At 73.6% G+C, this 20,606-nt stretch carries 23 protein-coding genes and 1 pseudogene; 17 read left to right on the top strand and 7 right to left on the bottom strand.

The window, feature by feature from the left end; all coding sequences use genetic code 11:
• The 6 genes from AC061S_RS26020 to AC061S_RS25995 are packed head-to-tail and all read left to right on the top strand — an operon-like array spanning nt 1 to nt 3,978.
• Nucleotides 1-168 (top strand): hypothetical protein, encoded by a 168-nt coding sequence (locus AC061S_RS26020; RefSeq protein ID WP_243330269.1) that lies wholly within the window; start codon nt 1-3, stop codon nt 166-168.
• Between the two features lie 5 nt (nt 169-173).
• Nucleotides 174-815, top strand: coding sequence for an imidazole glycerol phosphate synthase subunit HisH (gene hisH, locus AC061S_RS26015; protein WP_478688329.1), 642 nt, complete (start codon nt 174-176; stop codon nt 813-815).
• The gene (priA, locus tag AC061S_RS26010) at nt 815-1,549 is read left to right on the top strand and encodes a bifunctional 1-(5-phosphoribosyl)-5-((5-phosphoribosylamino)methylideneamino)imidazole-4-carboxamide isomerase/phosphoribosylanthranilate isomerase PriA (RefSeq protein WP_478688301.1); all 735 of its coding nucleotides are present in this window, start codon (nt 815-817) and stop codon (nt 1,547-1,549) included. Before hisH ends, priA begins: the two co-directional genes overlap by 1 nt.
• Entirely contained in the window at nt 1,546-1,962 is a 417-nt protein-coding gene (locus AC061S_RS26005) for a RidA family protein (protein ID WP_478688300.1), read from the top strand. Before priA ends, AC061S_RS26005 begins: the two co-directional genes overlap by 4 nt.
• Nucleotides 1,959-2,714: an imidazole glycerol phosphate synthase subunit HisF gene (hisF, locus tag AC061S_RS26000; protein ID WP_266909499.1), complete on the top strand. Its 756-nt coding sequence runs from the start codon at nt 1,959-1,961 to the stop codon at nt 2,712-2,714. The genes AC061S_RS26005 and hisF overlap by 4 nt, the downstream gene beginning before the upstream one ends.
• 28 nt (nt 2,715-2,742) lie before the next feature.
• Nucleotides 2,743-3,978 carry an MFS transporter gene (locus AC061S_RS25995; protein ID WP_478688299.1) on the top strand — a complete coding sequence of 412 codons (1,236 nt, stop codon included), beginning with the start codon at nt 2,743-2,745 and terminating at the stop codon, nt 3,976-3,978.
• Between the two features lie 102 nt (nt 3,979-4,080).
• On the opposite strand, the gene AC061S_RS25990 is transcribed toward AC061S_RS25995, so the two are convergent.
• Nucleotides 4,081-4,713 carry a TIGR03085 family metal-binding protein gene (locus AC061S_RS25990; protein WP_478688298.1) on the bottom strand — a complete coding sequence of 211 codons (633 nt, stop codon included), beginning with the start codon at nt 4,711-4,713 and terminating at the stop codon, nt 4,081-4,083.
• A 92-nt stretch (nt 4,714-4,805) separates the two neighbouring features.
• On the opposite strand from AC061S_RS25990, the gene hisI reads away from it, so the two are divergent.
• The 11 genes and pseudogenes from hisI (at nt 4,806) to lgt (ending at nt 14,037) form a co-directional block, all read left to right on the top strand.
• Nucleotides 4,806-5,186 carry a phosphoribosyl-AMP cyclohydrolase gene (hisI, locus tag AC061S_RS25985; protein WP_254383608.1) on the top strand — a complete coding sequence of 127 codons (381 nt, stop codon included), beginning with the start codon at nt 4,806-4,808 and terminating at the stop codon, nt 5,184-5,186.
• Between the two features lie 31 nt (nt 5,187-5,217).
• Entirely contained in the window at nt 5,218-6,708 is a 1,491-nt protein-coding gene (locus AC061S_RS25980) for an anthranilate synthase component I (protein WP_478688297.1), read from the top strand.
• A 14-nt stretch (nt 6,709-6,722) separates the two neighbouring features.
• A complete protein-coding gene (locus tag AC061S_RS25975) occupies nt 6,723-7,409 on the top strand; it encodes a TIGR02234 family membrane protein (RefSeq protein ID WP_478688296.1) in 687 nt (228 codons plus the stop codon).
• Between the two features lie 132 nt (nt 7,410-7,541).
• Complete coding sequence (locus AC061S_RS25970; RefSeq protein ID WP_327252266.1) at nt 7,542-7,793, top strand: HGxxPAAW family protein; 252 nt, start codon at nt 7,542-7,544, stop codon at nt 7,791-7,793.
• Nucleotides 7,794-7,856: 63 nt separating this feature from the next.
• Nucleotides 7,857-8,327, top strand: coding sequence for a DUF2752 domain-containing protein (locus AC061S_RS25965; protein ID WP_478688295.1), 471 nt, complete (start codon nt 7,857-7,859; stop codon nt 8,325-8,327).
• A 162-nt stretch (nt 8,328-8,489) separates the two neighbouring features.
• Nucleotides 8,490-9,299 (top strand): indole-3-glycerol phosphate synthase TrpC, encoded by an 810-nt coding sequence (trpC, locus tag AC061S_RS25960; RefSeq protein ID WP_030707250.1) that lies wholly within the window; start codon nt 8,490-8,492, stop codon nt 9,297-9,299.
• Between the two features lie 8 nt (nt 9,300-9,307).
• Nucleotides 9,308-9,517, top strand: a complete 210-nt coding sequence (trpM, locus tag AC061S_RS25955; RefSeq protein WP_478688294.1) for a tryptophan biosynthesis modulator TrpM — start codon at nt 9,308-9,310, stop codon at nt 9,515-9,517.
• A 193-nt stretch (nt 9,518-9,710) separates the two neighbouring features.
• Nucleotides 9,711-10,967: a tryptophan synthase subunit beta gene (gene trpB, locus AC061S_RS25950; protein ID WP_478688293.1), complete on the top strand. Its 1,257-nt coding sequence runs from the start codon at nt 9,711-9,713 to the stop codon at nt 10,965-10,967.
• On the top strand, nt 10,964-11,776 hold the full coding sequence (gene trpA / locus AC061S_RS25945) for a tryptophan synthase subunit alpha (RefSeq protein ID WP_266909508.1): 813 nt from the start codon (nt 10,964-10,966) through the stop codon (nt 11,774-11,776). The genes trpB and trpA overlap by 4 nt, the downstream gene beginning before the upstream one ends.
• 122 nt (nt 11,777-11,898) lie before the next feature.
• Nucleotides 11,899-12,684 (top strand): annotated as a pseudogene (locus AC061S_RS25940) (DsbA family protein); the annotation flags it as partial.
• A gap of 336 nt (nt 12,685-13,020) precedes the next feature.
• Entirely contained in the window at nt 13,021-14,037 is a 1,017-nt protein-coding gene (gene lgt, locus AC061S_RS25935; protein WP_478688292.1) for a prolipoprotein diacylglyceryl transferase, read from the top strand.
• 68 nt (nt 14,038-14,105) lie between these two features.
• Here the strand turns inward: lgt and AC061S_RS25930 are convergent, their stop codons facing one another.
• The 6 genes from AC061S_RS25930 to AC061S_RS25905 are packed head-to-tail and all read right to left on the bottom strand — an operon-like array spanning nt 14,106 to nt 20,606.
• Complete coding sequence (locus AC061S_RS25930) at nt 14,106-14,609, bottom strand: SRPBCC family protein (RefSeq protein ID WP_478688291.1); 504 nt, start codon at nt 14,607-14,609, stop codon at nt 14,106-14,108.
• A gap of 37 nt (nt 14,610-14,646) precedes the next feature.
• Nucleotides 14,647-15,468: an HpcH/HpaI aldolase/citrate lyase family protein gene (locus AC061S_RS25925; protein WP_478688290.1), complete on the bottom strand. Its 822-nt coding sequence runs from the start codon at nt 15,466-15,468 to the stop codon at nt 14,647-14,649.
• Nucleotides 15,465-16,682, bottom strand: coding sequence for a CaiB/BaiF CoA transferase family protein (locus AC061S_RS25920; RefSeq protein ID WP_478688289.1), 1,218 nt, complete (start codon nt 16,680-16,682; stop codon nt 15,465-15,467). The genes AC061S_RS25925 and AC061S_RS25920 overlap by 4 nt, the downstream gene beginning before the upstream one ends.
• Nucleotides 16,679-17,584 (bottom strand): ribokinase, encoded by a 906-nt coding sequence (rbsK, locus tag AC061S_RS25915; protein WP_478688288.1) that lies wholly within the window; start codon nt 17,582-17,584, stop codon nt 16,679-16,681. Before rbsK ends, AC061S_RS25920 begins: the two co-directional genes overlap by 4 nt.
• Nucleotides 17,581-19,413, bottom strand: coding sequence for an ADP-ribosylglycohydrolase family protein (locus AC061S_RS25910; RefSeq protein WP_478688287.1), 1,833 nt, complete (start codon nt 19,411-19,413; stop codon nt 17,581-17,583). Before AC061S_RS25910 ends, rbsK begins: the two co-directional genes overlap by 4 nt.
• Nucleotides 19,410-20,606, bottom strand: coding sequence for an ADP-ribosylglycohydrolase family protein (locus AC061S_RS25905; protein WP_478688286.1), 1,197 nt, complete (start codon nt 20,604-20,606; stop codon nt 19,410-19,412). Before AC061S_RS25905 ends, AC061S_RS25910 begins: the two co-directional genes overlap by 4 nt.

The following is a 20,606-nucleotide window of genomic DNA, read 5'->3' as shown; positions in this document are numbered from 1 at the left end:
GTGAACGGGCTCAACACGATCCTGATCGTCCTCGGCCTGTTCCTGGCCGGAGGCGTCTACTCCTTCAAGAAGCAGGAGATGCCCACCTCGGTCATCGCCCTGCTCGCCATCGGCTCCGTGATGTGCCTGGTCGCCGGAGTGCTGCGGATCCAGGGAATTTGGGAGTGAGCACTTTGGCCCCCACGAAGAAGGTCGTGGTCTTCGACTACGGCTTCGGCAACGTCCGCTCCGCCGAGCGCGCCCTCGCGCGCGCCGGCGCGGACGTGGAGATCACCCGCGACTACGACAAGGCCATGGACGCCGACGGACTCCTCGTCCCCGGCGTCGGAGCCTTCTCCGCCTGCATGCAGGGGCTCAAGGAGGCGCGCGGCGACTGGATCATCGGCCGCCGGCTCTCCGGCGGCCGTCCGGTCATGGGCATCTGCGTCGGCATGCAGATCCTCTTCGAGCGCGGCATCGAGCACGGCGTGGAGACCGAGGGACTGGACGAGTGGCCCGGCACGGTCGGACCGCTCCAGGCCCCGATCGTCCCCCACATGGGCTGGAACACCGTGGACGCGCCGGCCGACAGCCAGGCCTTCGCCGGCCTGGACGAGGACGCCCGCTTCTACTTCGTGCACTCCTACGCGGCCCACGACTGGTCGCTGGAAGTCACCAACCCGCTGATCAAGGCCCCCAAGGTCACCTGGGCCACGCACGGCGAGCGGTTCGTCGCGGCGGTGGAGAACGGGGCCCTGTGGGCCACCCAGTTCCACCCCGAGAAGTCCGGGGACGCCGGCGCCCAGCTCCTCACCAACTGGATCGAGACCCTGTGATGACGACGTCGAAGAAGCTCGAACTGCTCCCCGCCGTCGACGTCCGCGACGGCCAGGCCGTCCGCCTCGTGCACGGGGTGTCCGGCAGCGAGACCTCCTACGGCTCCCCGCTCCAGGCCGCCCTCGCCTGGCAGTCCGCCGGCGCCGAATGGCTCCACCTGGTCGACCTGGACGCCGCCTTCGGCACCGGCGACAACCGCGCGCTCGTCGCCGAGATCACCGGCGCCATGGACATCAAGGTCGAGCTGTCCGGCGGCATCCGCGACGACGCCTCGCTCGCCGCGGCCCTGGCCACCGGCTGCACCCGCGTGAACCTCGGCACCGCCGCCCTGGAGACCCCCGAGTGGGCCGCCAAGGCCATCGCCGAGCACGGCGACAAGATCGCCGTCGGCCTCGACGTACGCGGCACCACCCTCAAGGGCCGCGGCTGGACCAGCGAGGGCGGGGACCTCTACGAGACCCTCGCGCGCCTGGACTCCGAGGGCTGCGCCCGGTACGTCGTCACCGACATCGGCAAGGACGGCACCCTCACCGGCCCCAACCTGGAGCTGCTGAAGAACGTCTGCGCCGCCACCGACCGGCCCGTCGTCGCCTCCGGCGGCATCTCCTCCCTCGACGACTTGCGCGCACTCGCCGGGCTCGTCGCGGCCGGCGTCGAGGGCGCCATCGTGGGCAAGGCCCTGTACGCCAAGGCGTTCACGCTCGAAGAAGCACTGAAGGTGGTCTCCGCATGAGTTCCGAGAACGGTTCCACGAACAGTTCCGACGTCCGACGCATCTCGTCCGGCGGCGCCTACGAGGACGTACTCGGCTACTCCCGCGCCGTCCAGCTCCCCAACGGGCTGGTCCTGGTCTCCGGCTGCACCGGTGCCGACGCGGGCGGCCCGTACGACCAGACCAAGATGGCCTTCAGCGTGGCCTTCAAGGCGCTGGAGCAGGCCGGACTCGGCCCCGAGCACGTGGTCCGCACCCGGCTCTACCTCACGCACGCCCGTGACGTGGACGAGGTCGGCCGCGCCCACAGCGAGCTCTTCGACACGATCCGCCCCGCCTCGACGCTGATCATCGTCAACGGGTTCGTGGACCCGAGCATGGTCGTCGAGGTGGAGGTCGAGGCCTTCGGCCCCGTCGCGGGAGGCTCCGCATGACCCTCGCCGTACGGGTGATCCCCTGCCTGGACGTGGACAACGGCCGCGTGGTCAAGGGCGTCAACTTCCAGAACCTGCGCGACGCCGGCGACCCCGTCGAGATGGCCAAGCTCTACGACGCCGAAGGCGCCGACGAGCTGACCTTCCTCGACATCACCGCCTCCTCCGGGAACCGGGAGACCACCTACGACGTGGTGCGCCGCACCGCCGAGCAGGTCTTCATCCCGCTGACCGTGGGCGGCGGCGTCCGCACCGCCGACGACGTGGACAAGCTGCTGCGGGCCGGCGCCGACAAGGTGGGCGTCAACACCGCCGCCATCGCCCGGCCCGAGCTCATCCAGGAGATCGCGGAGCGGTTCGGCCGGCAGGTGCTGGTGCTGTCGGTCGACGCCCGCCGCACCGCCTCCGGTTCCTTCGAGGTGACCACCCACGGCGGCCGGCAGAGCGCCGGCATCGACGCCGTCGAGTGGGCGCACCGGGCGGCCGAGCTGGGCGCCGGGGAAATCCTGTTGAACTCGATGGACGCGGACGGTACCAAGGACGGCTACGACACCGAGATGATCGCGGCCGTGCGCAAGCACGTCACGGTCCCGGTGATCGCCTCGGGCGGCGCGGGCAAGCTCGCGCACTTTCCCCCGGCGATCGCGGCGGGCGCCGACGCGGTGCTCGCGGCGTCGGTGTTCCACTTCGGAGACCTGCGCATCGGCCAGGTCAAGGACGCGCTGAGGGAAGCGGGCCACCCGGTCCGCTGAGGTTCGCTTTGCCCGTGGGGGGCTTGCTGTGAACGGGAACGTCTGGCGGGACGCCAATGTCCTGCGCTGGCTCGCCGCCTACGGGGCTTCGCTGGTCGGGGACGGGGTCTACTTCCTCGCCCTCGGCTGGGCGGCCGCCCAGCCGGCCGGCCCGGCCGAGGTCGGCCTGGTCATGGCGGTCGGCGCGATACCGAGGGCCCTGCTCATGCTGGGCGGCGGGGTGGTCGCCGACCGGTTCGGACCCCGGCTGGTGGTCATCTCCTCCGACGCGGTGCGGTGCGGTGTCGTCCTGGGGCTGGCGCTCGTCCTCGCCCTCGGCTCCCCGGGCCTGTGGGTCCTGGTGCTCGTCGCGCTGGTCTTCGGCATCGTCGACGCCCTGTTCATGCCGGCCGTCGGCGCGCTGCCGCCGCGGATCGCGGGGCCCGGTCAACTGGTACGGGTCCAGGGGCTGCGCAGCCTCGCGGAACGCGTCGGGCACACCGCCGGGCCGCCGGTGGCGGGGCTGGCGATGGGGCTGGGCGGGCCGGCGTCGGCCTTCGCGGTGGCGTCGGCGCTGTTCGGGGTGTCGCTGGTGCTGCTGGTGGCGGTACGGATCGCTCCGCTGCCGGCGTCGTCGGAGACGGCCCCGGCCTCCACCTCGGGGGAGAGCCCCTGGAAGCAGCTCCGCTCGGGGCTCGGCTACATACGGCGGCACGGGCTGATCGGACCCCTGGTGCTGTCGGGGGCGCTGAGCCAGCTGGGCACGTCCGCGCCGATGACGCTGGGGCTGATCCTGGTCTCCGAGGAGCGCGGCTGGGGGCCGGCCGGGGTCGGCTGGATCATCGGCGGGATGGGTGTGGGCGCGGCGTCGAGCGCGCTGGTGCTGACCCTGATCCCGAGGTTCCCGCGGGCCGGGGCGGTCCAGAACCTCACCCTGATCATCGGCTCCGCCGGGATCGGCGGCCTGGTGCTGGCGCCGAGCCTGCCGGTGGCGGTGGGGCTGGCCGTGCTGACGGGGCTGGTCTGCGGGATCTGCGGCGGTCTGGCCATCGCACTCATCCAGACGGCCACGAACCCCTCGTACCTGGGGCGGGTCAGCTCCGTGATGGCCTTCACGGCGGTCGGCCTGGCCCCGCTGGCCTACCCCGTCTTCGGCTTCGCCGCCGACCTCTGGGGCGTGACCCCGGTGTTCCTGGCGGGGGCGGCGGTGAGCATGGCCGGCGCGATAGTCGGCACCTCGGCCCCCGCGGTCCGCCGCGCGGAACTCGCCTTCGCCCCTTCTTGACGCGCCCCTCGCACCGCGCCGGGACGGCGGTGGCGGCACCCCCGCCCAGCCACCGCCGGACGGAGTCCGGCGCAGCCGCGCGAGCGGCGCGTCAAGGAGGCCTCACATGCCCAGCTGCGCCACCGTGAGCTTCGCGATGGCTTCCTTCGGGCCGTCGAGTTCCACCGCGGCAGCGTCCTGGCGGCCGAAGCAGAACAGCGTCAGCTCCCCCGGCTCGCCCGTCACCGTCACCACCGGCGCGCCCTTGTGGGCCACCGCCGTCTGGCCGTTCGGGCGGCGCAGGACCAGGCCCACCGGGGAGCGGCGGCCCGCCAGGCGGGCCAGTTTCTCCAGGCGGGACCAGAGGGAGTCGGAGAAGACCGGGTCCAGCGGGCGCGGGGACCAGTCCGGCTGGGCGCGGCGGACGTCCTCGGAGTGGACGAAGAACTCCACCGCGTTCGCCAGCTCGTCGATCTGCTTCAGCGAGTAGACGGACATCTTCGGCGGGCCGGTCCGGATCAACTGGATGAGCTCCTCGTACGGCTTGGCCCCGTACTCCGCCATCGCCTTGTCCAGGCGGGCCTTCAGGACGTTCAGCAGCAGTCCGCCCGCCGCGTCCGGGCGACGCTCCCGGACCACCACGTGCGCGGCGAGCTCCCGCGTCCGCCAGCCGTCGCACAGCGTCGGCGCTTCCGGTCCGGCCGACTCCAACAGGTCGGCCAGCAGCAGTCGTTCACGCTTCGCATGGGTAGACATGCGGGCCAGCCTACGGCCGGAACCCGCACCGTGCCTGCCCATCAGGCGGACAGGGATCCATGATCGTCCCCCCGGCCCGGCACAATGGCTCCATGAGTACGTCCTCCCTCGATCCCGCCATCGCCGCCCGCCTCAAGCGCTCCGCCGACGGTCTGGTCCCGGCCATCGCCCAGCAGTACGACACCGGTGAGGTGCTCATGCTCGGCTGGATGGATGACGAGGCCCTGCACCGCACCCTGACCACCGGCCGCTGCACGTACTGGTCGCGCAGCCGTCAGGAGTACTGGGTGAAGGGGGACACTTCCGGCCACTTCCAGCACGTCAAGTCCGTCGCGCTCGACTGCGACGCCGACACCGTGCTGGTCAAGGTGGACCAGGTCGGGGCGGCCTGCCACACCGGTGCCCGGACGTGTTTCGATGCCGACGTCCTGCCCCTGGCCGGTCCCTCCGGCCCCACCGCCGAAGCCGAATAGCCGAAGCCGATCATAGGTAAGGTCCCACGCCATGGATCTTGAGACGTTCCGCAAGCTCGCGACCGACCGCCGCGTCATCCCCGTCAGCCGCAAGCTGCTGGCGGACGGTGACACGCCGGTCGGGCTGTACCGCAAGCTGGCCGCCGAACGCCCCGGGACATTCCTCCTGGAGTCCGCCGAGAACGGCCGCTCCTGGTCGCGCTACTCCTTCGTCGGCGTCCGCAGCGCCTCCACCCTCACGGTCCGCGACGGCCAGGCCCACTGGATCGGCACCCCGCCCGTCGGCGTCCCGACCTCCGGCGACCCGCTGGAGGCCCTGCGGCAGACCGTGTCGGCCCTGCACACCCCCCGGGACCTGGCCTCCGGCATGCCGCCCTTCACCGGCGGCATGGTCGGCTACCTCGGCTACGACATCGTGCGCCGGCTGGAGCGCATCGGCGAGCAGACCGAGGACGACCTGCAGCTCCCCGAGCTGACGATGCTGCTCACCTCCGACCTGGCGGTCCTGGACCACTGGGACGGCACCGTCCAGCTCATCGCCAACGCCATCAACCACAACGACCTCGCCGCGGGCGTGGACGAGGCGTACGCGGACGCCGTGGCCCGCCTCGACGCCATGGAGGCCGACCTCGCGCGGCCCGCCCCGTACGCGCCGATGCCGCTGCCCGACTCGCAGCTCCCGGAGTACTCGGCCCTGTGGGGCGGCGAGAAGTACCAGGCCGCCGTGGAGGACGTGAAGGAGCGGATCCGGGCCGGCGAGGCCTTCCAGGTGGTGCCCTCGCAGCGGTTCGAGACGCCGTGCAGCGCCTCCGCGCTCGACGTGTACCGGGTGCTGCGGGCCACCAACCCCTCCCCGTACATGTACCTCTTCCGCTTCGAGAACGGCTTCGACGTCGTCGGGTCCAGCCCCGAGGCGCTGGTCAAGGTCGAGGACGGGCGGGCCATGGTCCACCCCATCGCCGGCACCCGGCACCGGGGCGCCACCCCGCAGCAGGACAACGAGCTCGCCGACGAGCTGCTGGCCGACCCCAAGGAGCGCGCCGAGCACCTCATGCTCGTCGACCTCGGCCGCAACGACCTCGGCCGGGTCTGCGAGCCGGGATCGGTGGAGGTCGTCGACTTCATGAGCATCGAGCGGTACTCGCACGTCATGCACATCGTCTCCACCGTCACCGGGCGCGTCGCCGAGGGCAGGACCGCCTTCGACGTGCTCACCGCCTGCTTCCCGGCCGGCACCCTGTCCGGGGCGCCCAAGCCGCGCGCCATGCAGATCATCGAGGAGCTGGAGCCCACCCGCCGCGGGCTCTACGGCGGCTGCGTCGGCTACCTCGACTTCGCCGGGGACTCCGACACCGCCATCGCCATCCGCACCGCGCTGCTGCGCGACGGGAAGGCGTACGTCCAGGCCGGCGCCGGGGTCGTCGCCGACTCGGTGCCCGAGCTGGAGGACGCGGAGTGCCGCAACAAGGCCGCCGCGGTGCTCCGCGCGGTGGCAGCGGCGAACCGCCTCCACGGCGCCTGAGCCCGTAGGGGATAGTGGGGTACGTGAGTGCCGTACCCCCGCCCCGAAGCGAACACGCCGATGCCGCCGCCGAGCCCGAGGCCCCCTCGGGCCGCGGCGGCCGCCGCAGCGTGGCCGTCGCCCTGCTGCTCGGCGCCCTCGGTGCCACCGTCGTCCTGCTCGCCTCCGGCCGCGTCTGGGCCCGGGGCGTGGCCGCCATCGGCGGCGGCTCGCTGCCGGTGACCGCCGACGGGCGGGCCGTCACGGGCCTGCCCGCCGCCCTGGCCATCGTCGGGCTCGCCGCCCTGGTCGCCGTCTTCGCCGTACGCGGCAGGAGCCGGCTGCTGGTCTCGGCGCTGCTGGCGCTGAGCGGCCTGGGCGCGGGGGCGGCCGCCCTGGCCAACGCGGACGGCCGGCGCGCCCTGGACGCGGAGGCTGCCCGTACGACGGCCGACACCGCGGCCCACGTGGCCGGCCTGACCCACACGGCGTGGCCCTACGTGACGGCCGCAGGCGGGGCGCTGATCCTGCTGGCCGGCCTGCTCGCGCTGCGCTTCGGGAGCTCCTGGCCCACGATGGGCGGCCGCTACGAGCGTGACGGCAGCCCGCGTCCCCGCAAGGCGGCCGTGGTGGACCCGGACCGGCCGGAGGACTTGTGGAAGGCTCTGGACCGGGGCGAGGACCCCACCGGCCCGGACCCGGACCCGGGCCCGACTCGCTGAACGCGGACCACCGACCCCGTGAACGAGGCAGCCGCCTGGTACGGGACAATGACCATCGAGCGTTCGACACAGCACCGTCGACACAGCACGCGCGGCGTGCGACGGAGCACACCCGAGTACGAGGAGCAACTCATGGCGGGCACTAGCCACGGACACACCCCGGCCGCCTGGACCGGTGTCATCATCGCGGTCATCGGTTTCTGCATCTCCGGCGCCTTCATGGTGCTGGCGAACCCGCTGGGCTTCTACGCGGGCCTCGTCGTCGTCGTCATCGGCGGTGTCGTGGGCATGGCGATGAAGGCTGCGGGCATGGGCGCACCGAAGGCCGCGCACCACGACCTCGCCGAGGTCATCGCCGCGAACCGGGTCGCCGCCAAGGTCTGACCGGGCGGCAGCCGGTACGCGGGTTTTCGAAAGGCGCGGCCCTGTCGGGCTGCGCCTTTTGTCATGAGCGGAGAGAATCAGCGAGTGGACGCCTCCTCTGGAACGACCGATCTCGCGCCGCCCCCCGCGCCCGCATCCCGGGCCGGCCGGCTGGCGCGTCCGGCGCTCACGCTGGCAGCGGCCGCCGCGGCCCTCGCGTACGTGGGGACCGTGGACCCGAACGAGCCCGGCCACTATCCGGCCTGCCCGCTGTTCCGGCTGACCGGGGTCCTGTGCCCCGGCTGCGGCGGGCTGCGCAGCGCCCACGCGTTCGCCCATGGCGATCTCGTGACAGCTATCGGGGCAAATGCGATGGCGGTCGCCGGCTACTTCTTCTTCGCCGGCTTCATGGTTCTGTGGCTGGTTCGCGCCTATCGGGGGGTACCGGCCCCGAGGCTCGTCGTACGGCCGTTGTACTGGTGGGGGATCGGTGCGGTGGCCCTGGTGTTCTCCGTTGTCCGGAACCTGCCCGTGGGCTCTTTCCTGGCGCCCTGAGGTATAGCTGAAGTAAAGATTCCGGATGTCCATTTAATGGGACGCCGTCAACCGCGTGCGGAGGGCAAGGCGTCCTGCGGATACCATTTGAACTGCTGACCTTGCAGTTGTACGTGTCTGCAAGGCGGCCGACCGTCATCGACCCGGAAGGGGGCCGCTCGCGTGAGTGTGCTCGACGAGATCATCGAAGGGGTCCGCGAAGACCTTGCCGAACGGCAGGCGCGCGTCAGCCTCGACGAGCTCAAGGAGCGTGCCGCCAAGGCGCCCCAGGCCAAGGACGGCGTCGCTGCCCTGCGCGGCGACAGCGTCAAGGTGATCTGCGAGGTCAAGCGCTCCAGCCCCTCCAAGGGTGCGCTGGCCGCCATCGCCGATCCGGCCGGGCTCGCCGCCGACTACGAAGCGGGCGGTGCGGCGGTCATTTCCGTCCTCACCGAGCAGCGTCGTTTCGGTGGCTCGCTGGCCGACCTGGAGGCCGTCCGCGCCCGCGTGGACATCCCGATCCTGCGCAAGGACTTCATCGTCACGGCGTACCAGCTGTGGGAGGCCCGCGCCTACGGCGCCGACCTCGTGCTCCTGATCGTCGCGGCCCTGGAACAGGAGGCCCTCGTCTCCCTCATCGAGCGGGCCGAGTCCATCGGCCTCACCCCGCTCGTCGAGGTCCACGACGAGGAGGAAGTGGAGCGCGCGGTCGCCGCCGGCGCCAAGATCATCGGCGTCAACGCCCGCAACCTCAAGGACCTCAAGGTCGACCGCTCCACCTTCGAGCGCGTCGTCGGAGAGATCCCGGCCCACATCGTCAAGGTTGCCGAGTCCGGCATCCGCGGGCCGCACGACCTGATCGCCTATGCGAACGAGGGCGCGGACGCCGTCCTCGTCGGGGAGTCCCTGGTGACCGGCCGCGACCCGAAGGCGGCCGTGGCCGACCTCGTCGCCGCCGGCGCCCACCCCGCCCTGCGCCACGGGCGGAGCTGACCCGTCCCATGGCCCGAAACCGCCCCTCCGTCCGCACCCGACCGGGCTCCGGCCTGGCCGGTGTGCCGACGGCGCACGCGCCCCTGGCGCGCGGCTGCCGCCCTCGCGGCTGCCGCGCCCCGGCCCGGCGCGTCCGGGGGCGGCGGGTCCGGTACGTGATCGGCTCCGAGCCCGGTCAGGTCAACGGCATGCGATGGCGACCCGGAGCCGCGCCGTAACGAGGCAGCCCCGGGTGGTGTACGTCGTACACCACGTCGGTCGGCACCTCCTTGCGGTCCGCCCCCGAGCCGCCGGCTCCGGGGCGGCCGCTCCGCACCTCGTACGCCCATGCCCCAGCGGGGTGTGCGCGTCGCGGGCGGACGGCGCAATACGGTGAAGACATCCGCGTCGCATCCGTAGGAGTACCTGGGCATGTCCAGCGCCAGCAGTTTCTTCATCCCGGACCCCGAGGGTCACATCCCGAACGCCGAGGGCTACTTCGGCGACTTCGGCGGCAAGTTCATCCCGGAGGCGCTGGTCGCCGCCGTGGACGAGGTCGCCGTCGAGTACGAGAAGGCCAAGGGCGATCCGGCCTTCGCGGCCGAGCTCGACGACCTGATGGTCAACTACACCGGCCGCCCCAGCTCCCTGACCGAGGTGCCGCGGTTCGCCGAGCACGCGGGCGGGGCGCGGATCTTCCTCAAGCGCGAGGACCTGAACCACACCGGCTCGCACAAGATCAACAACGTGCTGGGCCAGGCGCTGCTCACCAAGCGCATGGGCAAGACCCGCGTCATCGCCGAGACCGGCGCCGGCCAGCACGGCGTGGCCACCGCCACCGCCTGCGCCCTGTTCGGTCTCGAGTGCACCATCTACATGGGTGAGATCGACACCCAGCGCCAGGCCCTCAACGTGGCCCGGATGCGGATGCTGGGCGCCGAGGTCATCGCGGTGAAGTCCGGCTCGCGCACCCTCAAGGACGCCATCAACGAGGCGTTCCGCGACTGGGTCGCCAACGTGGACCGCACCCACTACCTCTTCGGCACGGTCGCGGGTCCCCACCCCTTCCCCGCCATGGTCCGCGACTTCCACCGGGTCATCGGCGTCGAGGCCCGCCGCCAGATCCTGGAGCGCGCCGGACGCCTGCCCGACGCCGTCGCGGCGTGCGTGGGCGGCGGCTCCAACGCCATCGGCCTGTTCCACGCCTTCATCCCGGACGCCGGCGTCCGCCTGGTCGGCTTCGAGCCCGCCGGGCACGGCGTGGAAACCGGTGAGCACGCGGCGACGCTGACCGCGGGCGAGCCCGGCATCCTGCACGGATCGCGCTCCTACGTCCTGCAGGACGAAGAGGGCCAGATCACCGAGCCGTACTCCATCTCGGCCGGTCTGGACTACCCGGGCATCGGCCCGGAGCACTCCTACCTCAAGGACGCGGGCCGCGCCGAGTACCGTGCGGTCACCGACGACCAGGCGATGCAGGCCCTGCGGCTGCTCTCGCGCACCGAGGGCATCATCCCGGCCATCGAGTCCGCGCACGCCCTCGCGGGCGCCCTGGACCTCGGCAAGGAGCTGGGCAAGGACGGCCTGCTCGTCGTCAACCTGTCCGGCCGCGGCGACAAGGACATGGACACCGCCGCCCGCTACTTCGACCTGTACGACGCAGATGCCTCCGAGGGGGAGACCAAGTGAGCGGCACCATCGAACTCCTGTCGGCGACCCTCGCGAAGGCGAAGTCCGAGGACCGCGCGGCCCTGGTCGCCTACCTCCCGGCCGGCTTCCCGACCGTCGACGGCGCCATCGAGGCCGTCAAGGCCGTCATCGCCGGCGGCGCGGACGTGGTCGAGATCGGCCTCCCGCACAGCGACCCGGTCCTGGACGGCGCCATCATCCAGACCGCCGATGACATCGCCCTGCGCGGCGGCGTCAAGATCGCCGACACGCTGCGGACCGTCCGCGAGGCGTACGAGGCCACGGGCGCGCCGATCCTGGTCATGACGTACTGGAACCCGATCGACCGCTACGGCGTCGAGCGGTTCACCGCCGAGCTCGCCGAGGCCGGCGGCGCGGGCTGCATCCTGCCCGACCTGCCGGTCCAGGAGTCCGCTCTGTGGCGCGAGCACGCGGCCAAGCACGGTCTGGCGACCGTCTTCGTCGTGGCTCCCAGCAGCAAGGACGAGCGCCTCGCCACCATCACGGCGGCCGGCTCCGGCTTCGTCTACGCCGCCTCGCTCATGGGCGTCACCGGCACCCGCGAGTCGGTCGGCAACCAGGCGGCCGATCTGGTGCGCCGCACCCGCGCCACCAGCGACCTCCCGGTCTGCGTGGGACTGGGCGTCTCCAACGCCGCCCAGGCCAAGGAGGTCGCCGGCTTCGCCGACGGCGTGATCGTCGGCTCGGCCTTCGTGAAGCTGCTGCTCGACGCGCCGGACCTGCCCGCCGGGCTGGCCGCCGTCAAGGCACTGGCGGGCGAGCTCGCCGAAGGCGTGCGCCGGAGCTGACGGGCGGCGCGTTCGATCGAGCAGCCGGACCCCTGAGCGGGTTCTGTAGCCCGATCGGGTGGAAGTAGCGGCAGGGAGGCACGAGAGTGCCTCCCTGCTTCGTTTGGCCGAACGTGAGCGACATGAACGACGGTGCGAACCGCGATGCGACGAAACGATCGGCCCGCGAGCGACTCCAGGTGGAGCGCGAGAAGCAGAAGGCGAGGGACAAGCGCCGGCGGACCCTCGTCGTGTCGGCGGCGGTGGTCGGCGTGCTCGGGCTGGCGGCCGTCGTCGGCCTGATCGCGGCGAACACGGGCAAGAGCGGATCCTCCGCCAAGGGCGGCCCGCTGGTCGCCCCGTCCGGGGCCACGGGCAAGGACGCGCTCGCCATCCAGACCGGCAAGAGCGAGGCGCCCTCCACGCTGACCGTGTGGGAGGACTTCCGCTGCCCCGCCTGCAAGTCCTTCGAGACCAACTACCGCGACACCATCCACGAGCTGGAGGCCAAGGGCCTCCTCAAGGTCGAATACCACCTGGTCACCCTGATCGACGGGAACATGGGCGGCAGCGGCTCCCTCAAGAGCGCCAACGCCGCCGCCTGCGCACAGGACGCCGGGAAGTTCGCCCCGTACCACGACGTGCTCTTCGACAACCAGCCCGAGGAGCCCGACGACGCCTACGGCAAGAACGCCAAGCTGCTGGAGCTGGCCGGCAAGGTCGACGGACTGGACACGCCCGCCTTCCGGACGTGCGTCGAGGACGGTACGCACGACAGCTGGGTGAACAAGTCGCAGGAGGCCTTCCGCGCGGGCAAGTTCCGCGGCACGCCGACCGTGCTGCTCGACGGCACGGACATCTTCGGGGACCAGGCCAACCAGCTGACCCCGCAGAAGCTGAAGGAGAAGGTGGAGGCGGCCGGCAAGGGCGGCCCCGGCGGTGTGAAGGGCTCCCCGTCCCCGTCGGCGTCCGGCTCCCCGGCCAAGTCCACGTCCGGCAGGGGAACCGGATCCGCGTCCGCGTCGCCGTCCGCGTCGGGCTCGGCGAAGGCCTCCTCCGCCCGCTCGGGCACCCCCTCGGGCTCCTCCTCGTCCCCCGCCGCACGCTCGGCGGGCCGGTCGGCCACGGGCGGGACGGGCTCCGCGGGCGCTTCCCCGGACCACGCCGGGATGCCCATGGGGCACTGAGGGCCATCTCGATTCGGCAGCAGCTTGCCGGGCGGGTTGCGGTCACCACCGTCCGGCAAGGTAGCGTCGGGTCTTGCCATGAACCTTGCCTTCATTCCCAGTCCGTCGACGGGCGTGCTCCATCTCGGACCGGTCCCGCTGCGCGGCTACGCGTTCTGCATCATCATCGGCGTCTTCGTCGCCGTCTGGCTCGGCAACAAGCGCTGGGTCGCCCGCGGCGGTAAGCCGGGGACGGTCGCCGACATCGCCGTGTGGGCGGTGCCGTTCGGCCTGGTCGGCGGTCGCCTCTACCACGTGATCACCGACTACCAGCTCTACTTCGGCGAGGGCCGCGACTGGGTCGACGCCTTCAAGATCTGGGAGGGCGGCCTCGGCATCTGGGGCGCCATCGCGCTCGGCGCGGTCGGTGCCTGGATCGGCTGTCGCCGGCGCGGCATCCCGCTGCCGGCCTGGGCCGACGCCCTGGCCCCCGGCATCGCGCTGGCCCAGGCCTGCGGACGCTGGGGCAACTGGTTCAACCAGGAGCTGTACGGCCGCGCCACCGATCTGCCGTGGGCGGTGGAGATCAGCGACGGCCCGAACAGGGTCGCCGGGACCTACCACCCGACCTTCCTCTACGAGTCCCTCTGGTGCGTCGGTGTCGCCCTGCTGGTGATCTGGGCCGACCGCCGCTTCACGCTCGGACACGGGCGGGCGTTCGCGCTGTACGTCGCCGCGTACTGCGTGGGGCGCGGCTGGATCGAGTACATGCGGGTCGACGAGGCCCACCACATCCTCGGCCTGCGGCTCAACGTCTGGACCTCGATCGTCGTCTTCGTGCTCGCCGTCACGTACCTGGTGCTGTCGGCGAAGCTGCGGCCGGGCCGCGAGGAGGTCGTCGAACCGGACGCTGACGCCGTGGCCGGCGCCAAGGACGGGGACACCGACGGGGACACCCCGGCCGGGAAGGCCGGAGCCAAGGGCGAGGTCGCGCCCGATGCCGAGGGCGAAGCCAAGGCCGAGGCCGACCCGGCGGACACCGACGGTGACGTCGACGGCAAGGAAGAAGACAAGGAAGAAGACAAGGCCGAGGCCCCCGGGGCCAAGAAGCTCTGACCGGAGTCGTCACCGGTCGAACGGGAGGGGCGCCGCGCACACCGCGCGGCACCCCTCCCGTTTTCCGTTCACCGGCGCGGCAGCCGCGTGATCACCCCGCGCAGCAGGCGGACGTACGGACTCCAGCGCGCGGGCCGCGCGACCGTGCCGGAGCAGGCCAGCTCGGCGCGGTCCAGGAGGTCCTCGGCCCATGCGTCGTGCAGCCACCGGAACAGCAGCGGCCAGCTGACCCGTGCCGGACCGTGCGTGGTCATCGCGATCGTGTGGCGCAGCGCCGTGCGCTCGCCGTCCTCCAGCGGCCGGACGGTGAACTCGTGGTGGCCGACGAAACCGCGCGGACCGGTGAACTCGAAGCGGGCCCGCACCCCAGGTTCGTAGGCCGACACGGTGTACCGGATCGGCCCGTGGCCGCCCCTCGCGCCGACGGCCAGGCCCGGGTCGAGGCGCATGGCGGGCCACGAGCTGCTCGGCCAGAGGAGATCGTCAGGCCCAGAGGCCAGCGAGTCGACGAGTGCGCCGCCCCGCTGCCCGTCCGCCCGGAGCATCCGCTCGTGCACGTTCAGAACTGCCATGGAAATCCCCCTGCTCAGCGCGCCAGCGCCTTGTCGATCAGGAGGGTACAGGCGCGTCCCGGCGGGCCAGGGCCATGATCCGTTCCGCGCCCGCCAGCATCGCCGGGTCGACGAAGCGGCCGTCGGGGAGGGCCACCGCGCCCGGCGTGCGGCGGGCCGCGGCCACGACCTCCTGGGCGGCGCTGACCTCCGCCGGGCCGGGCAGGTAGGCCCGCTCGATCACCGGGAGCTGGCGCGGGTGGATCGCCGCGCGGCCCAGGAAGCCGAGGGCCCGGCCCCGGGCGCAGGAGGCCGCCAGCGCCTCCAGGTTCCGGATGTCGGGGAACACCGACTGGGCCGGCGGCGCCAGCCCGGCCGCGCGGGCCGCGACCACCACCCGGGAGCGCGGCCAGTCCAGGCCCGACTCCGCGGTGACGCCCAGGTCGGCCCGCAGGTCGGCCTCGCCCAGGGACAGCCCGCGCAGGGCGGGGTGCGCGCGGGCGATCTCGTAGGCCCGTTCCACGCCGATCGCCGACTCCAGCAGGGCGTACAGGGGCACCCCGGTGGTGCGGTCGGCGGTGGCGACGATCTGCTCGGGCGAGGAGATCTTGGGCAGGCGCAGTCCGGCGAGACCCCGGAGCCGGCCGAGGGCGGTCAGGTCGGCGCCGCCCCAGGGGGAGTCCAGGGCGTTGACGCGGACGTGGACCGGCACCGGGTGCCGGTCGCCGAGCAGGTCGGCGGTGGCGTGGCGGGCGTACTCCTTGCGGGAGGCCGACACCGCGTCCTCCAGGTCCACGATGACGGCGTCCGCTCCGGCGTGCAGGGCCTTGGCGACCACCTCCGGGCGGTCGCCGGGTACGTAGAGCCAGGTCAGGATCACAGGGCCCCCTCCGTGCGGAGAGCGGTGATCTCGGCCGGGGAGAGGCCGATCTCGGCGAGGACGGCATCGGTGTCCGCGCCGTGCGGGCGGCCCGCCCAGCGGATGGAGCCCGGGGTCTCGGAGAGCCGGAAGAGGACGTTCTGCATGCGGATCGGGCCCAGCTCCGGGTCCTCGACCTCGGTGACCGTGTCCAGGGCCGCGTACTGCGGATCTGCCATGACGTCCCGTACGTCGTAGACCAGCGCGACCGCGGCCTCGGCCTCCTCGAAGGCGGCCGTCACCTCGTCCGCCTTGTGGCGGGCGATCCAGCCGCCGACCGCCTCGTCGAGCACGTCCGTGTGACCGGCGCGTCCGGAACCCGACGCGAACCAGGGCTCGGCGATCAGCTCGGGCCGGCCCACGAGCCGCATCACGCGCTCGGCGATGGACTGGGCGGAGGCGGAGACCGCCAGCCAGCGGCCGTCCAGGCTGCGGTACGTATTGCGCGGGGCGTTGTTGGTGGACCGGTTGCCGGTGCGCGGCTGGACGTAGCCGAGCTGGTCGTACCAGAGCGGGTGCGGCCCGAGGACGGTCAGGATCGGCTCGATGATCGCCAGGTCCACCACCTGCCCGTGCCCGGTGCGGTCGCGCCCGGCGAGCGCCGCCATCACGGCGTACGCGGTGGTCAGCGCGGCGATCGAGTCCGCGAGCCCGAACGGCGGCAGGGTCGGCGGCCCCTCCGGCTCCCCGGTGATCGCGGCGAAGCCGCTCATCGCCTCCGCGAGGGTGCCGAAGCCGGGGCGGTGGGCGTACGGGCCCTCCTGGCCGAAGGCCGTGACGCGGGTCAGGATCAGCCGCGGGTTCGCGGCTGACAGTTCGGGCCAGCCCAGGCCCCAGCGCTCCAGGGTTCCGGGGCGGAAGTTCTCGATCACCACGTCGGCGGTGGCGGCGAGGCGCAGCAGGGTGTCCCGGCCGCCGGGGGTGGACAGATCGAGGGTCATCGTCCGCTTGTTGCGGCCGAGCAGCTTCCACCAGAGGCCGATGCCGTCCTTGGCGGGGCCGTGGCCCCGGGAGGGGTCGGGGCGGGTCGGGTGCTCGACCTTGACGACCTCGGCGCCGAAGTCGCCGAGGAGGGTGGCGGCGAGGGGACCGGCGAAGAGGGTGGCGAGGTCGAGGACGCGGAGCCCCCGCAGGGGCGGGTCGGCGGTGCCGGGGCCCCGGCCGGCGGGGGTCACGAGGCGGCTCCGGAGCGGGCGAAGGCGTCGGTCTGGGAGCGGGTCGGCATCGAGTCCTGGGCGCCGGGGCGCTGTACGGACAGTGCGGCGGCCGCCGAGGCCCAGTGCAGGGCCTCGGGCATCGGCCGGCCCTCGCCCAGGGCCACGGCGAGCGCGCCGACGAAGGTGTCTCCGGCGGCGGTGGTGTCCACGGCCCGTACGCGCGGCGCGGGCACGGTCACCGGCTCGCGGCCGCGGGCGGCGTACAGGACCCCGGCCGCGCCGAGGGTGACGGCCACCTCCGGCACGTCCTGCAGCAGGGCCGCCGCGGCCAGGTGGACGTCGGTGAGCCCGGTGAGCGCGGCGGCCTCGTGCTCGTTGGGGACCAACAGGTCGGTCGCGGCGAGGAGTTCGGCCGGCAGCGGCTGGGCGGGGGCCGGGGTGAGGATCGTCCGGACCCCGTGGGCGCGGGCGGCGAGCGCGCCGGCGAGCACGGCCGCCAGGGGCAGTTCGAGCTGGAGGAGGAGGGAGTCGGCGGCGCCGATGCGGGCGGCGTCGCCCGGTTCCAGGGAGGTGACGCGGGCGTTGGCGCCGGGGATGACGATGATGCTGTTGCCGCCCTCGTCGTCCACGGTGATGTGCGCGGTGCCGCTGGCGCCCTCGACGGTGCGCAGGGCCGCCGTCTCGACCCCGGCGTCGGTGAGCGCGGAGCGCAGCCGTACGCCGAACTCGTCGGCCCCGACCGCGCCGATCATCACCACCTCCGCGCCCGAACGGGCGGCAGCGACGGCCTGGTTGGCCCCCTTGCCGCCGGGGACCGTGCGGAAGGAGCGGCCGGTGACGGTCTCCCCGAGGCGGGGGGCCTTGGGAACGTAGGCGACGAGGTCCATGTTGGTACTGCCGAGCACGGCGATGGCCGTCATGAGCGTGCTGCCTCCTGTGCGGTGAGGTGGGCGAGGGTGTCGAAGCCGATGCCGTCGAAGCCTGGGACGGTGGTGGCGAGGCGGTTCTTCAGCGGTGCGGTCCAGCGGTGGGGGATCGCGTCCGGGGAGCCCGCGATCAGTCCGGCGAGGGCGCCCGCGGTGGCGCCGTTGGAGTCGGTGTCCCAGCCGCCGGACACGGCTTGGCAGACGGACCGGGTGAAGTCCCCGTCGGCGTGGGTGAGGGCGGCGGCGATCACGGCGGTGTTGGGCACGGCGTGGACCCAGTGGTAGTGGCCGTAGCGGGCGTGGAGCAGATCGACGACGGTATCGAATCCGGCGGCGGTGCCCCGCGCGTCGGCGGCCGCCCGGATCCCGAAGCGCACGGCCTCGGCGAGGCGGGACCGGGGCGGTACGACCGCCAGGCCGGCCCGGAGCGCGGTGTGCACGTCGGCCCGGCCGGTGGCCGCGGTGGCGGTGGCGGCGGCCACGAACGCGGCGGCGTGGGCGCCGTTGCCGGTGTGGGTGAGCGCGGCGTCCCGGTACGCCTGGGCCGCGGCGGCGCCCGGGGCGCCCGGGTTGGTCCAGCCGTGGACGTCGGCGCGGATCAGGGCGCCGATCCATTCGCGGAAGGGGTTGTGGTGGGTGGCGGTGGCGGGGGGCTCCAGACCCTGGAGGAGATTGCGGTACGCGACCCGCTCGGCCGTGAACGTCCGGCCGGCCGGGAGTTCGTCGAGCCAGAGCCGGCCGACGTCGGCGGTGGTGAAGCCCTTGCCGTGGCGCTGGAGGAGGAGCAGTCCGAGGAGGGGGTAGTTGAGGTCGTCGTCCTCGGGGGTGCCGTCGATGTTCTCGGCGAGGGAGGTGGGGGCGGAGCGGCGGTTCCAGGGGTGGGCGGCGAGTACCTCCGGCGGTACGCCGCGTTCGGTGAACCAGTCGCCGAGCGGCCAGTTTCCGGCGGCCCGGGCCAGGGCCCGGATCCCGTGCAGGGGCAGCTTCTCCACGGGCTTCCCGAGCACGCACCCGACGGCGCGGCCGAGCCAGGCGGCCTCCAGCCTGCGGCGCAGGGCGGGGTCGTGGGCGTTGCCGCCCGCCGCTCCGGCGGACGGACCCGGGCTCGCGGGTCCGGGTCCGGGTCCGGGTCCGGCGGGCGAGGGTTCCGCCACCCCGCCCTTTCCCGGAACCGGGGGCAGGCCCCTGGGCCCCGGGTCGCCGGCGGCCCCGTGACGCGTGGGGTCGGGCCAAGGGGCCGGTTCGGCGGGTGCGGGGAGGGCCGCGAGGGCCGTCAGGAGGTCGGTGGCCAGGGCCCGGAGCTCCGGTGGGGCCGGGTCGGGGGAGGCACCCGCCCGGGCGGGGGCGAGGTGGCCGCCCGCCGCGAGCCAGACGCGCAGCAACGGCTCCGCGGCCTCCCCTCGGCCGTCCTCGGCGGCCTGCCGGAACTCGTGGCCGACCAGGTCCTCGGGCTGGACCCAGGTCAGCCGGACGGGGCCGCCGGTCCCGTATCCGGGCGGCGGGGCCGTCTCGCCGTCCGGGGCGGGCAGCCCCGGGGGCCAGGGGGCCGGGGGCCTGCCCCCGGTTCCGGGAAGGGGCGGGGTGGGGGAAGGCTCGCCCCCGGCCCGCACGGGGCCGCGGGCCACCGGTCCGGGGGCGGGCGTACGCGGGGCCGATCCAGGAGTCGCCGCTCCTGCGGCTCCGTGGGTGCCCGGGCCCGCGCGCGTGCCCAGGATCGGGACGGCGAGCGGCGGGGCCGGACTCCGGGAGGGGGCCGCGCACGCCGGCGTCGACGGTGGCGGCGAGGTCGGGGAGGTCGGCGAGGTCGGGGAGGCAGGCGTCATCGGGGAGCCGTCAGAGCTGCGAAGGCGGCTTCGTGGGCGCGACGGCGGTCGCGGTCGCGGGCGAAGACCTCCCGGGTCACCGCGGCCAGCGAAACGGCCGGTGCGCGCAGGTCCAGCCGGCTGGCCTCCGCGACCCGGTCCGCCCAGGCGGCCGGGACGGCCGCCCCGCCCGAGAGGGCGCCCGCGATCGCACCGGCCATGGTGGCGATGGAGTCGCAGTCCCGGCCGTAGTTGACCGCGCCGAGCACGGAGGTCTCGTAGCAGCCGTCGGCGACGAGCAACATGCCGAGCGCTACCGGGAGTTCCTCGATGGAGTGCAGGCGGGAGGGGCGCCGCGCGCCCAGGGAGGGTGCGCGGTAGTCCGGTCCCACCGAGTCGTACGGGGCGACGGCCGCCCGGAGGGGGGCCAGCGCCGACTCGAAGTCCCGGTGGCCGGCGGCGACTTCGCAGACCGCCGCGATGGCCGCGCGGGTGCCGTCCTTGGCCAGGGAGAGGGCGGTGTCGACCACCGAGGCCGCCGTCGCGCCCGGCACGCAGGCCGCCGCCACCGCCGCCGCGAACACGCCCGCCGCCTCCCGCCCGTACGAGGACTGGTGCGCGCCCGTGACGTCCAGGGCCTCCGCGTACGCCCCGGCCGGATTGCCCGCGTTGACGAGGCCGACCGGCGCCGTGTACATCGCCGCGCCGCAGTTGACGATGTTGCCGTTGCCCGCCTCCCGCGGGTCCGCGTGCGCGTAGTGCAGCCGGGTCACGATCCACTTCTCGGCGAGGAAGATGCGCTGGAGGGGGAGGGCGTCCGCCTCCAGTTCCGGGATCCAGCGGGGGGTCGTCATCAGGTCCGGGACCAGGTGCTCGGCGATCGCGTACGCGTCCAGGTGGTCGCGTACGGCCTCGTAGACCCGTACCAGCGCGTGCGTCATCAGGGTGTCGTCGGTGACGTGGCCGTCGCCCTTGTGGTACGGAGCGATCGGGCGGGCCGTACGCCAGTCCTCGTACCACGGGCCGACGATGCCGCGCACCCGGCCGCCGTGCCGCTCCACGATCTGTTCCGGGGTCCAGCCCTCCACCGGGCCGCCCAGCGCGTCGCCGACGGCCGCGCCGACGAGGGCGCCGCTGATCCGGTCGTCCAGGGTGGGGGAGGTGGTGTGGGTGTGGGTGTGGGGGGTGGGGTCGACGGGGGTCAGGGTCGTCAT

The organism is Streptomyces sp. CA189 (genome assembly GCF_056428985.1).
This window is presented reverse-complemented; position numbering and strand designations above follow the sequence as displayed.